Source organism: Mesorhizobium sp. M0058 (genome assembly GCF_040323095.1).
Classification (GTDB): Bacteria; Pseudomonadota; Alphaproteobacteria; order Rhizobiales; family Rhizobiaceae; genus Mesorhizobium.
In genome coordinates, this window is record NZ_JAMYUQ010000009.1 from 175,243 (window position 1) to 187,995 (window position 12,753).

Below are 12,753 nucleotides of genomic sequence, written 5' to 3' on the forward strand. Positions count from 1 at the left end.
CTCGGCCCAGTTGTTAGGATCGCGCTGATATGGACGCTCCAATGAATGGCGACAGAGGTTCCTATGTATCAATCCTTCAACGGCTCCGCCCATCCCCTGGCACCGAAAGAGATCGCGATCGCTGCCGTCCCCGAAGACGAGCGTGTCTGGGTCCCACAGGCTAAGGGCGTGTGGTTCCGACCACTTATGCTCAACACAATGCAGGGGCAGTGGTGCAATCTGCTCCGCGTACGCCGGGCCGGGATATTAAGCCGTCATCTGCATCCGGCCCCCGTGCATGGATATGTGATCAAGGGGCGTTGGCACTATCTTGAACACGACTGGGTGGCAGAGACCGGATCTTACGTTTTCGAGCCGCCCGGTGAAATCCACACGCTCACGGTTCCAAGCGACGTGCCCGAGATGATCACCTTCTTCAACATTTCCGGCTGCATGGTTTACCTGGACAAGGATAACAAGCAGATTGGTTTCGAGGACGTTTTCACCAAGATCGACATGTGCAGAAATCATTATGCGAGCGTGGGTCTCGGTAAGGATTTCGTCGATCAGTTCGTGCGGTAGACATCCGCCCGTTTGTCTTCCGCGCCGATGAGTTCGCGCTCCGCCACAGAGGCGAAACGAGGAGATCTTGGTGACCGATTCCATATGGGCCATGCCCTTCTTCGCGGGCAAGACCGTCGTCATTACCGGAGGCACGACAGGCATCGGAAACGGCATCGCCATGGCGTTCGCCGGGGCCGGGGCAATCGTCCACGCGACGGGGGCCACGGCCGCCGAGGTAGCGGCCGCTCGTGCATACGGCACCCCCGTCTCGTATTCAGTACTCGACGTCCGGGACATGACTGCGGTCGAAGGATATTCCAGTCAGTTCACATCCGTTGCAGCGCTCGTAAATTGCGCAGGGGTAAACCTGCGCGCCGCCGAATTCACTGTCCAGGGTTTCGAAACGGTGGTCGATATCAATCTCACCGGCTCCATGCGGAGTGCGAGCGCGTTCCGAGGGGCACTCTCGAACGGGGGCGCCATCGTCAACATCGCCTCGATGTTCGCGTTTTTCGGCGCGGCTCATGCGCCGGCTTACGCCGCATCCAAGGGCGCGGTCGTGCAACTTACCAAGTCACTTGCGATCGCCTATGCCGGGGATGGCATTCGCGTAAACGCATTGGCGCCTGGCTGGATCGAGACCGCCATGACCGCCGCGCCACGGGCCGATCCAGCTCGCAACGCGGAATTGATGAAACGCACTCCGATGGGTCGCTGGGGTACGCCGGGCGACCTGACCGGCCCCGCCTTGTTCTTGTGTTCGCCGCTCGCGGGATTCATCACTGGGGCAATTTTGCCGGTTGACGGTGGCTATCTCATTGCGTGAGGCGTTGGCTATGCTGCGCGACCGATCTCCAAGCCTGTGTCGTCGAGATCAAGATCGAACGCGACCAATCGACCATGCCTGACCGCAATTGCCGCCACCAACTCCGCAAGCTCGCCATCCGTATGCTCGCAAAAAGCTGCCTGTTTCCTGACAGTCGTGACCGCATCCCGGGTCGATACGACAGAGAACGGCCTCCGGGATCTCACGAATGATTCCGCAACCTCCGCGACGGATGAAGCTCGGTCAAAATTATCTTGCATACTTGCACCTCTGTACGACGCTAGCCCAAGCTCGGCCCGCGCAAATTGTTCCCATTGGCCTAATGCAGCCTGGTTGGCGTCCGGCTTGGGCTCCTTTGTGAGCGAAGGCCGGGAGCAACGCGACATGGCCGTCGCCGTCTGCCTTAGACAGTCGGCTGGACGCATTCGTCTCCGAATGCGGACACGGGGCCGGACGCCTAAAAACGAGGAGGATCAGATGTGTCCAAGCCGCTCGCCAAAGTTTCCGATCCTGGGACCACCGCAGTTCGGCGCAACAAGTCGCCGGGAGATCTGCTTGCTCGCGTTGATTGCGGTCGACTGACTCCTGGCTCATTCGCCGCCTCGCCGGCTGGCTCCGGTCGGCCGGCCTCGTCCGTCTTCGTCATCGCTGGCCGGCGGACGATCCAATCCACCAAACCGGCTTCGGTCTCCTCGCAGGCCACGAATTCGCGCACCAGACTTCGCGCCAGCTCGCGCCATTGACACTCGGGCACGTTCATCTCCGCGATCAGATCTCGGCATGCAGCGCGTATGATGTCGGCATCGAAGGCTGACACGGCGACAGGACCACGGTCTGCATTCTTTGCTCGAGCAGTGTCGTCGCCCTGACGTTCGCGAAAGCGCCTCAGCACCTCGCGCGATGCGGCGATCGCTTGTCGGGTTTGACTCATAGCCTCGTAAAATCCAACTTCGCGGACCAGTGAGCGGTGCCGCGATAGAATGAAGTCCTCCATAACCGCATGCGCAGTGTCCGTACGCGTTGCAACCATCGCCGCCTCCCTGCAGGCGCACCCAATGCTTGCAGCTTCTGCCGGTGTTCGGGCGGCCGCCTGCATTTGTCGTGTCGCTGCTATGATCGCGTGAGTTAAAGCCGGTGAAGCGTCGCTGCAATTACAAATGTAAGTGTGGCATCCGATAAGCGGTATGCCCGCTGGCTGCGGCGGCGGCGAATTCGTTGTTCAGACGGTCGAAGTCTTCCTGTCGAAGGGCTCTCCGCGTTGCCGGAACGAGGAATCAGGATCCGGACAAAATGCATGCGGCCGTGCCGCCGTTCAGGGGGCGCTATTGGCGAAAATCCGCCAATTTGCGCCAGTCGAAGACAACGCCCACTCCAGGCTCGTCGGGTGCTATCGCCAAACCATCCTGAAGCCTAAGCGGCTCGGTGGTGTAAAGGTCAATATCGAAACTATGCGCCTCCACCCAGCCGGCATTTGTCTGACCTGCAACGAGACTGACATGAAGTTCCTGCATCCCGTGACTGCAGACCGGAATGCCAGCCTTGCGTGAGAGCGCCGCCACGCGCAGCCAGCCTGTGACCCCGCCGCAGTTGGAGGCGTCGGGTTGGATGTAGCTGAGATTCGACCAAGCGAAGGCATGCTCGAACTCCTCGATGACATGCAGGTTTTCTCCCATTGCCAGGGGCATTCCGGTCGCCTTGGCAATGCTGGCGTAACCCTCATAGTCGTCGGGTATGATGGGCTCCTCGAACCACAGCAGATCGTAGGCGGCGAATGCTCTCGCTGCCTCGATCGCTCGCGGGACGTCAAGCGCGTAGTTAGCGTCAACCATAAAGGTGACATGAGGTCCTATGCGCTCGCGAACTGCCTTCACCCGGGCCACATCCTCGGCCAGGTCGTCCTTGCCGACCTTGATCTTCACCCCGGTGAAGCCGCCATTGAGATAGGAATCGATGCTGGCCAAAAGCTGATCGAGGGTAAAGTTTAGGTCGATGCCGCCGCGATAGGCCTTGGCGCTCTTCCCGGCCCCGCCCGCCATCTGCCAAAGCGGCAGGCCGCTACGCCGGCCCTTGAGGTCCCACAACGCGATGTCGATCGCCGAAATCGCGAAAGAAGCGATGCCGCCGCGCCCGACATAGTGGATGTGCCAGAGCATGCCGTCGTAAATCGTGTCGATCTGCGTCGTGTCGCGAGCCTTGAGGAACGGCGCGAGGTCGTGATCGATCATTGCCTTGATCGCATAGCCGCCCCTGCCGCCGGTGTAGGTGTAGCCTGTGCCCTCGGTGCCGTCGGCAAGCCTCAGCGTGACGGTGACCAGCTCGAAATGCGTGTGCGCGCCGTGCTTGGCATCGGTCATCACCTCACGCAGTGGGACCCGGAACAGCCGGGTCTCGACTTCCTTGATTTCGGTGCGGCTCATGCTGCGCTCCATTCAGGTTTTTTCATCGGACCATAATTGCACCGGCAGCGCTGACTAGCAACAATGTGGTTGATCTTTCAGCGATTCTGAAGCCAGTCTGTCATTTTTGGTCCTACAAAAGCATCAAACCGCTTGTGCTTTGGTCCGATTTACCTTCTAATAACAGGACCATCTGGGAGGAAAAGGCTTGCTGGATACGGAAGAGCGTCCTGAGATGCCCGCGGCTATTCTCGCCGCCCGCGCGGCCGACGCGATGGTGGCCGGCATAGAGGCCGACATCACGTCCGGAAGGCTTGGCGACGGCAGCTACCTGCCGGCCGAGCGCGAACTGATGATCGAGTATGGTGTCGGCCGGGGCGTTGTGCGTGAGGCGATTGCGCGCCTGGCCAGCCGCGGCCTGGTGGAAGCGCGTCCGCGGTTCCGGCCCGTGGCGCGCCGGCCTGGCCTGGATGCCGCGCTCGGCGCCCTCGACGGCATTGTAGGACATCTGCTGAGCGACCAGGCGGGCGTGAAGAACCTCTACGACATGCGCGTCTTCCTCGAGGCGTCGCTGGCGCGCAACGCCGCCATCCATGCCCGCAAGGATGACGTCACAGCCCTGAGGGCGGCGCTGGCGATGAACGAGGCGGCCATCCCGGATTCCGAGAAATTCTATGCGACGGACGTGGCGTTCCACGCAGCGCTCTATGACATCGCGCGCAACCCGGTGCTGCCTGTCGTGCACAAGGCATTTACCGCATGGCTGTCGCCGCATTGGATGCGCATGCCACGGTCGCCCGAGCGCAACCGCGTGAATTTCCTCAGCCATCGTGAAATCTGCACGGCCATCATTGAGCGAGATCCTGACGGCGCCGAGCGGGCGCTGCTCAACCACCTCTCGGCGGCCTGGGAGTATGTCCGCGGTACATTCGAAAGCCGTGAGGCGCCGGAAGCATGACGCAGTCCTACGACCATATCGTGGTGGGCGGCGGAGCAGCCGGCTGCGTCGCGGCGGCAAGGCTTGTCAAAGCGGGACGGCGAACCCTGCTGCTGGAGGCCGGCCATTCCCATCATCATCCCTTGCTCGACATGCCGCCCGGCATCTTCAAGATGATCAACGGCTCGAAATTCATGCGCTATCACCGCACCGAGCCGCAGGCCCATCTCGACGGCCGCGTCCATGAAATCTCGCAAGGCAACGTGCTGGGCGGCGGCACCTCGGTCAACGCCCAGGTCTACATGCGAGGCCGCTCGGCCGATTATGAGGAGTGGGACGAACTGCTGCGCGGCAACAATGCCGGCGTGCGCTGGAACTGGCAGGCGGTGCTGCCGCATTTCACCGGCATGGAGGGAAACAACCGCCTCGGCGGCGAACTGCATGGCAGCGAAGGTCCGCTGCTGGTCTCGGATCCAGGCCACATCGATGATGTTTCCCGTTGGTTCGTCCAGGCCGTCCAAGGCCTTGGATTGCCGTACAACCATGACTTCAACGGACCGTCGCAGCGCGGGGTCGGCTTCTACCAGTTCATGAACCGGCGGGGAAAGCGCAGCAGCGCCGCCTATGCCTTCATCGAGCCGCTGACGAATGATCCCAAGCTGACGCTGAAACTCAATTGCACAGTCAGCCGGCTGCTGATCGAAAACGGTCGGGTCACCGGCGTCGTCTATTCGGATGCGTCGGGCGCCGAGCATACCGTCCATGCAGATGCCGACGTGATCGTCTCGTCCGGTGCCCTCGTCTCGCCGAAACTGCTCATGCTGTCCGGCATCGGCCCCGCCGAGGCGCTTGCCGGGCACGGCATTTCCTGCGTCGCCGACCTGCCCGGGGTCGGCGAAAACCTGATCGACCATCCGGAGGTGCCGATCATCGCCACCGCAAACGGCCCATACGGCTATTTCAGGCAGGGCCAAGGCTGGAGGATGATCAGGAACGGCCTGCATTTCAAGCTCTTCGGCACCGGCACGATCCTGTCAGCGGGGGTGGAGGCCGGAGCCTTCGTCAATCCGGCCGATCCCGAGGGCGAACCGACGATCCAGGCCTTCTGCGTACCGCACGTCTATCTGGACCGCGATATCCTGACCTTGGTCGAGAACACCTATGGGCTTACCGTGACGACAGTGGTGGTGAAGCCAAAGTCGCGCGGTTTCGTGAGGCTGCGTTCGGCGGATCCGAAGGACATGCCGATCGTTTCGCCGAACCTCCTTAAACATCCCGACGACATGAGGGAAATGATCTCCGGCCAGCGTTATTTCCTGCAGGTTTTTCAGACCAAGCCGCTCGCCGATCGGGTCAAGGCCATTGCCGTGCCAAGCCAGGATGATCTCAGCGACGAAGCCATGACAAAGCATTGCAAGCGCTTTGTGAAGACCAACTACCATCCGGCCGGGACATGCCGGATGGGCTCGGACAGCGACCGGATGGCGGTGCTGGACGCGGCGCTGCGCGTGCGCGGAATAGACAATCTGCGGGTTGCCGACATGTCGGCCTGCCCCAACATCAATGCCGGCAATACGGCGGCGCCCGCCATGATGCTGGGCGACCGCTGCGCCGACTTTATTTTGGAGGCGGCATAGCGCCGGATCCAGCTTGCCGACGGCGTCATCGCCGAAGCCGTCTGGGCCGATATCGTGAGGAAATTACACAGTCGCTGAAAGCGACAATAAAGGAGGAAAGAGCATGATCATTACCCGTCGAAAACTACTGGTTGGCTCCGCCGCCGGCGCGGTCGCGCTGACACTCGGCTCACGCGCCTTCGCGGCGCTCCCGCCACTCGCCAAGAAGGACAAGTACAAGGTCGGTTTCGCCCAGACGGAAAGCAACAATCCGTGGCGCCTTGCCGAGACCAAGAGCATGCAGGACGAAGCCGCCAAGCTCGGCCATCAGCTGGTCTACACGGATGCCGCCGGTTCGTCGGCCAAGCAGGCCTCCGACGTGAACTCGATGATCGCGCAGGGCGTCGACGCAATCTTCCTGCCGCCCCGCGAAGACAAGCCCCTGGTGCCGGTCATTCTTGCCGCGCGCGATGCCGGCATACCGGTGTTTCTGGTCGACCGCGACGTTGATCACACCATGGCCAAGCCGGGCGAGGATTATGTCTGCTTCATCGGTTCGGATTTCATCGAGGAGGCGACCCGCGTCGGCGAATGGCTGGTCAAGAACGCCAATGGCAAGTCGAAAATCATCGAGCTGGAAGGCACGACCGGAGCCTCGGCCGCTACCGACCGCAAGAAAGGCTTCGACGATTTCATCGCCAAGCACTCGCAGTTCACCATCCTGGCATCGCAGTCCGGCGACTTCGCCCGTGACAAGGGCCGGCAGGTCGCCGAGACGCTGCTTCAGGCGCACCCTGATGCGGATATCATCTACGCGCATAATGATGAGATGGCGCTAGGCGCCATCGCCGCTTTGGAAGCAGCCGGCAAGACCCCGGGCAAGGATGTGCTGATCTTGTCGATCGACGGCGAGAAGGAAGGCGTCCAGGCGATCATTGACGGCAAGATCGGCGCTATCTGCGCTTGCAGCCCGCTGTTCGGGCCGAAGGCCTTCGCAACGATGGCCGACTATGCGGCCGGCAAGAAGATCCCGCCGTTCATCAAGAACGAGGATGCCTTCTTCGACGCCACGAACGCGAAGAAAGACTTCGATATTGCGTTCTGATATCCACTTTCTTTCCAGTTGCCCTACCCGCTTCGGCGGGTAGGGTTTGGGAGTTTGACGATGACCGCTCAGCCGGACCAAGCCGCGCTGCTCCTGGACATGCGTGACATCCAGAAGCGTTTTGCCGGCATCCCTGCCCTGGCCGATGCCTCGCTCCAGGTGCTTCCGGGCGAGATCCACGCACTCATCGGCCAGAACGGTGCGGGCAAATCGACACTTATCAAGGTGCTCACCGGCTATTACCGCCGGGATGCGGGGCAGGTGCTGTTCGAACGGAAGCCGTTCGAAGTTGGGTCTCCGCATCAGGCGCAGGTCAGCGGCATCAGCACCATCTACCAGGAGATCAATCTCGTACCGCTGCGCTCGGTGACCGAGAACATCTGCCTTGGACGCGAGAAGCGCCGCCGCGGCCTGCTCGACTGGAGCGCGATGCATGCGGAAGCCGAGCGCCTGCTCAGCCGCTTCTCGATCGGCATCGACGTGCGCCGCCCGCTCAGCGATTTCAACACCGCCACGCAGCAGATGGTGGCGATCGCCCGCGCCATCGGCTTTTCCGCCCGCCTCGTGATCATGGATGAGCCGACCTCCTCGCTGGACGAGCGTGAAGTCTCGGTCTTGTTCAGCGTTATCCGTCAGCTCAAGGCCGACGGCGTCTCCGTTCTGTTCGTCAGCCACAAGCTCGACGAGTTGTATGAGGTCTGCGACCGGGTCACGATCATGCGTGACGGCCGCACGGTGCGAAGCGCGGCGATGAGCGACATCGGCAAGCTGGAGCTGGTCGCGGCCATGCTCGGCCGCGACGTCGCAGCCGTCGAAGGCCATGCGACCGCGTTCGGTGAACGCGATCGGTCGAGGATCGGTGATGTGCTGTTTACCGCGCAAGGGCTGGCGGCCGGCCAGTTAGTGCGTGACGTGAGCTTCGACCTGCGCCGCGGCGAGATCGCCGGCTTTGCCGGCTTGCTCGGCGCCGGCCGCACCGAAACAGCCCGCCTCGTATTCGGCGCCGACCGCCGGAGCGCAGGCGAGATGACGATGGAGGGCGCGTCCTACCATCCCGCACGTGCCGCTGACGCCATCGCCGCAGGGATGGGCTTCTGCACTGAGGACCGCAAGGCCGAGGGCATCGTGCCGGAAATGACCGTCGCGGAGAACATAACACTGGCACTGCTGCCGAAAATCAGCCGCAATGGCATCCTGAACGAGGCCCGGCAGAAGGAGATCGTCGAGCGCTTCATTCGTGAACTCGACATCAAATGCTCGGGGCCTAACCAGAAGGTCCGCGAGTTGTCGGGCGGCAACCAGCAAAAGGTGCTGCTTGCCCGCTGGCTGGCAATGAACCCGAAGCTGCTCATTCTCGATGAGCCGACGCGCGGCATCGATGTCGGGGCCAAGGCCGAGATCCAGCGCCTCATCCGCAAGCTTGCCGATGACGGGCTCGGCGTGCTGATGATCTCCTCGGAACTCGAGGAAGTGATGGAAGGAGCCGACCGCATATTCGTGCTGCGCGAAGGAGTGAGGGTGGCCGAACTGGAAGGCCAGGCAGCCAACGAGGAGGACGTGCTCGCGGCGATGGCGCATGGCGGCGCGGCGAAGGAGGCAGCGTGAGCGATCTGGCCACACCATCCGCAGCCAACGACGCTGGAAACCGCCGCTTTGATGTGTTCGGTTTCCTGGCGCGCTACGGCACGGTGATCGCGCTTGTGCTGCTGGTGGTCTTCAACCTTGCCTATACGCGCAATTTCGCGACGCTGCAGACACTCAACGTCAACCTAACCCAGGTCTGCACGATTGTGATCGTCGCGGTGGGGATGACCCTGGTGATCGCCACCGGCGGCATCGACCTGTCGGTTGGTTCGCTGATGGCGATCTCCGGCGCATTGGCGCCGATGATCTTCATGGGCACGATCTTCCCGGTCGGAAACATCTGTCTGGCGGTAGCCGTCGCGATGATTGCCTCGATCCTCGTCGCCGGCCTGTTCGGGCTGTTCAACGGCTGGTTGGTCTCGCGTTTCCGCATCCAACCGATCGTCGCAACGCTCGTGCTGTTCATCGCCGGGCGCGGGATCGCGCAGGTCATGACCAACGGCAATCTGCAGACCTTCCGCGTGCCGCAATTCCAGTGGATCGGACTTGCCCGCCCGCTCGGCATTCCCGCGCAGGTCATCATCATGGCCGTGCTGGTTGCGGCGGCCGCTTGGGCCCTTCACCGCACGGTGTTCGGGCGAAGCATCCTGGCGGTCGGCGGCAATGAAAAGGCCTCTGAACTCGCCGGCATCGCCGTATCGAGGATCAAGCTCGCTGTCTATGCGATCAGCGGCCTGTGCGCGGGGCTAGCCGGTCTCGTCGTCATTGCGATCAACTCCTCCAGCGACGCCAATCTCGTGGGGCTGGGCATGGAACTCGACGCCATCGCGGCGGTCGCGGTGGGCGGCACGCTGTTGAGTGGCGGAAAGGCCACAATCATCGGCACCCTGCTGGGCGCACTGACCATCCAGTTGGTGCGCTACACGCTGCTCGCCAATGGCGTACCCGACGCCGCTGCGCTCGTCGTCAAGGCCGGCATCATCGCATTCGCCGTCTGGCTGCAGCAGCAACACCGGGTGTAATCCATGAACAGCGCCAGACTGGTTCGCATCATCGGCACTTACGGTGTCGTCATCGCGCTTGCAGCCCTCGTCCTGTTCGGATTCCTGCGCTACGACCGCTTCCTCGGCCTCTTCAACGTGATGAGCGTTCTGCGCTACAACTCGATGTTCGCGCTCGTCGCGCTCGGCATGTGCTTCGTGATCATGACCGGCGGCATAGACCTGTCCGTCGGCTCCGTCGCCGCCTTGGGCAGCGTCGCGTCAGCCCTGGCGAGCCCGCACGGCATCGTGGCAGGCCTTGCAGCGGGCGTTGGCGCCGGCCTGGCAGCCGGGCTGATCAACGCGCTCCTGGTTACGCGCGGCAACCTGATGCCTTTCATCGCCACGCTTGCCACCATGCTGGCCGCAAGCGGCTCGGCGCTGCTTCTGGCCGGCAACCAGACCGTTTCGGTGTCTTACGATTCGGGTTTCACCGCCATCGGCCAAGGGAATTTCTGGATTTTCCCGATTCCGGCAGTCATCGCCCTGGTTGCCTATGCCGTCGGCTCAGTGGTCCTGAACTACACCAGCACGGGACGGACGGTGCTGGCCATCGGCGGCGGCGAGGATGCCTCGCGGCTGATGGGGCTGCGCACGGACGGCGTCAAATTTCTCGTCTATGTCGCAAGCGGGTGCCTGGCCGGGCTCGCCGGCGTCGTCCTCGCTTCTCAGTTCGGCGCAGGCCAGCCGATCGAGGGCGTCGGCTGGGAACTGTTTGCCATCGCAGCGGTCGTCGTGGGCGGGACGCTGCTGACCGGCGGCTCTGGCTCGGTGTTGACCACGCTGGCCGGCGTGCTGTTGCTCGGCATCCTTTTCAACGTCCTGAACTTCGAAAACGGCATGGGCTGGATTTCGCTGTCAGCCTACTGGCAGTCGGTGATCCGCGGGCTGTTTTTGCTCGTCGTCGTCCTTCTCCAGGCACGGCTTACGGCAAGGCGCGAAACTGCCTGAGGATGGCGAGCGCCTTCGAGCACGATGGCGCTGCAGAATCAGTGCGCGTTGCGCACCCGGCCGATGAGCGCATCCCGCAGACTTTCTGCGGCGATGCTTCCCCGGTGCACCTGGGGTCCGACACCCTTGGAGCAGGATCCGCAAGCGGATCCTGGTGCCGTCACATGGCCGTCCTGGAGACGGTCATTTCCCGGCGACCGCCACGAACACGGACTGCCCCTGCCTTTCCAGCCGAAACAGGATGGGCTTGCTCTGCCGGCGAGAGTTCGCCCACTCCTCGACGATATCCGAAGGCTCCGTCACGCGGCGATTGTTGGCCGATATGATGACATCGCCGGGCTGCAATCCGCTCCGGGCGGCAAGGCCATCGGGAACCACTTCCACGACGAAGACGCCGGTTGTTCCTGATTTGATGCCTAGCTGCTGACGCGCCTGATCCGGAATCGGGCTGAGGGATAGGCCGAGGCCTTCGGCCGCCGACTTCTTGTCGGGAACAGCGCCGGTCTTCACCTCCGCATCCTTGCGCTCACCGATGACAAGCGCGATCTCCTGGTCCTTTCCGCCGTTACTCCGTGTCAGAGTGGCCTTGCTGCCAGGCTTCTGGCTAGCCGTCGCAAGCGTGAGGTCATGGACACCCTCAATGCCCTTGCCGTTGAACCGGGTGATCACGTCACCCGGCTTCAAGCCGGCTTTCTCCGCCGGGCTGCCGGGCTCAACCGAAGCAACCAGCGCGCCCTTGTCATCCTTCATCCCGAGGGCCTCAGCCAGCGACGGCGTGATGTCCTGCAGGCGGACCCCGATGAAGCCGCGCTCGATCCGGCCGGTTCGGATCAACTGGTCGGCGATGCTCTGGGCGGTACGCGATGGCACCGCAAACCCGATTCCGATGCTGCCGCCCGACGGCGAGACAATGGCGGTGTTGACGCCGATCACCTCGCCACGTGCGTTGAACAGCGGACCGCCCGAGTTGCCTCGATTGATCGACGCGTCCGTCTGGAGAAAATCGTCGTACGGCCCGGCTTGAATGTCTCGCGAGCGGGCCGAAAGAACGCCGACAGTGACAGTCCCTCCGAGCCCGAAGGGACTGCCGATCGCGATTGTCCATGCGCCCGGCTGCATTGCATCCGAGTCACCCCATTTGGTCGTGGTCATGTTGGGCCGCGGGTCGACCTTCAGCACCGCTATATCGGTGGCGGGGTCACGGCCGACCAATTGCGCCGGCGCCGTTTCCTTGTCGGAAAATACGACATGGATCTCTGTCGCATCGGCAACGACATGGTTGTTGGTGACGATGTAGCCGTCGGCACTGATCACAAATCCGGAGCCAAGCGCCTCCCTCACCTGCGGCTGAACGGGTCCGAGGCCCTGGCCGTCGAACGGACTTGTAAAGTCGCCCGCCGTCGTCTGGTCCTGGACAACCTCCCGGGTCGTGATCGCGACCACGGCCGGCAATTTCTGCTGGATGATCGCTGTGAAGTCGGTCGGGGTATCCTGGGCCAGGACAGGCGCCACGCCACTGGCCGAGAGCATCAGCGCAACCGCGATCAAGCGCGTTGCAAATCGTCTTTGCATATCGTGAGACATTGCTGGACCTCCTGCCGGACAGCCCCGGCCGCTCGGCCGCGCCGCGCGGAGCCGGTGCTCCGGACGCTAGAACTGCCAACAAAGCTGTTTGTTTCAGCCCCCCGGAAAAATGGCACGGCCAGGAAAAATAGCCCGACCGCGGGGGTCCGGAAGGCAGCAGCCGGGAACCAT

At 62.7% G+C, this 12,753-nt stretch carries 11 protein-coding genes; 8 read left to right on the forward strand and 3 right to left on the reverse strand.

Annotation, left to right across the window (positions count from 1 at the left end):
- Positions 1 to 63: 63 nt before the first annotated feature.
- Together NKJ75_RS17450 and NKJ75_RS17455 are read left to right on the forward strand one after the other, a co-directional pair.
- Entirely contained in the window at positions 64 to 561 is a 498-nt protein-coding gene (locus NKJ75_RS17450; protein ID WP_352499991.1) for a 2,4'-dihydroxyacetophenone dioxygenase family protein, read from the forward strand.
- Between the two features lie 70 nt (positions 562 to 631).
- Complete coding sequence (locus NKJ75_RS17455) at positions 632 to 1,369, forward strand: SDR family oxidoreductase (RefSeq protein WP_245265786.1); 738 nt, start codon at positions 632 to 634, stop codon at positions 1,367 to 1,369.
- A 457-nt stretch (positions 1,370 to 1,826) separates the two neighbouring features.
- On the opposite strand, the gene NKJ75_RS17460 is transcribed toward NKJ75_RS17455, so the two are convergent.
- Both NKJ75_RS17460 and NKJ75_RS17465 read right to left on the reverse strand, forming a co-directional pair.
- Positions 1,827 to 2,399, reverse strand: coding sequence for a hypothetical protein (locus NKJ75_RS17460; RefSeq protein ID WP_196814988.1), 573 nt, complete (start codon positions 2,397 to 2,399; stop codon positions 1,827 to 1,829).
- 292 nt (positions 2,400 to 2,691) lie between these two features.
- Entirely contained in the window at positions 2,692 to 3,786 is a 1,095-nt protein-coding gene (locus tag NKJ75_RS17465) for a mandelate racemase/muconate lactonizing enzyme family protein (protein WP_023745094.1), read from the reverse strand.
- A gap of 187 nt (positions 3,787 to 3,973) precedes the next feature.
- Between NKJ75_RS17465 and NKJ75_RS17470 the strand changes: the two genes are divergently transcribed.
- The 6 genes from NKJ75_RS17470 (at position 3,974) to NKJ75_RS17495 (ending at position 10,998) form a co-directional block, all read left to right on the forward strand.
- Positions 3,974 to 4,723, forward strand: coding sequence for an FCD domain-containing protein (locus tag NKJ75_RS17470; protein WP_023682469.1), 750 nt, complete (start codon positions 3,974 to 3,976; stop codon positions 4,721 to 4,723).
- Positions 4,720 to 6,339, forward strand: coding sequence for a GMC family oxidoreductase (locus NKJ75_RS17475; protein ID WP_023672663.1), 1,620 nt, complete (start codon positions 4,720 to 4,722; stop codon positions 6,337 to 6,339). Before NKJ75_RS17470 ends, NKJ75_RS17475 begins: the two co-directional genes overlap by 4 nt.
- 103 nt (positions 6,340 to 6,442) lie before the next feature.
- Positions 6,443 to 7,423, forward strand: a complete 981-nt coding sequence (locus NKJ75_RS17480) for an ABC transporter substrate-binding protein (RefSeq protein ID WP_023672664.1) — start codon at positions 6,443 to 6,445, stop codon at positions 7,421 to 7,423.
- Between the two features lie 60 nt (positions 7,424 to 7,483).
- The gene (locus tag NKJ75_RS17485; RefSeq protein WP_023682466.1) at positions 7,484 to 9,028 is read left to right on the forward strand and encodes a sugar ABC transporter ATP-binding protein; all 1,545 of its coding nucleotides are present in this window, start codon (positions 7,484 to 7,486) and stop codon (positions 9,026 to 9,028) included.
- The gene (locus NKJ75_RS17490; RefSeq protein ID WP_502903879.1) at positions 9,025 to 10,029 is read left to right on the forward strand and encodes an ABC transporter permease; all 1,005 of its coding nucleotides are present in this window, start codon (positions 9,025 to 9,027) and stop codon (positions 10,027 to 10,029) included. Before NKJ75_RS17485 ends, NKJ75_RS17490 begins: the two co-directional genes overlap by 4 nt.
- 3 nt (positions 10,030 to 10,032) lie before the next feature.
- Positions 10,033 to 10,998 carry an ABC transporter permease gene (locus tag NKJ75_RS17495; protein ID WP_023682464.1) on the forward strand — a complete coding sequence of 322 codons (966 nt, stop codon included), beginning with the start codon at positions 10,033 to 10,035 and terminating at the stop codon, positions 10,996 to 10,998.
- Positions 10,999 to 11,181: 183 nt separating this feature from the next.
- Here the strand turns inward: NKJ75_RS17495 and NKJ75_RS17500 are convergent, their stop codons facing one another.
- A complete protein-coding gene (locus NKJ75_RS17500) occupies positions 11,182 to 12,582 on the reverse strand; it encodes a Do family serine endopeptidase (RefSeq protein WP_023707500.1) in 1,401 nt (466 codons plus the stop codon).
- Positions 12,583 to 12,753 lie beyond the last annotated feature (171 nt).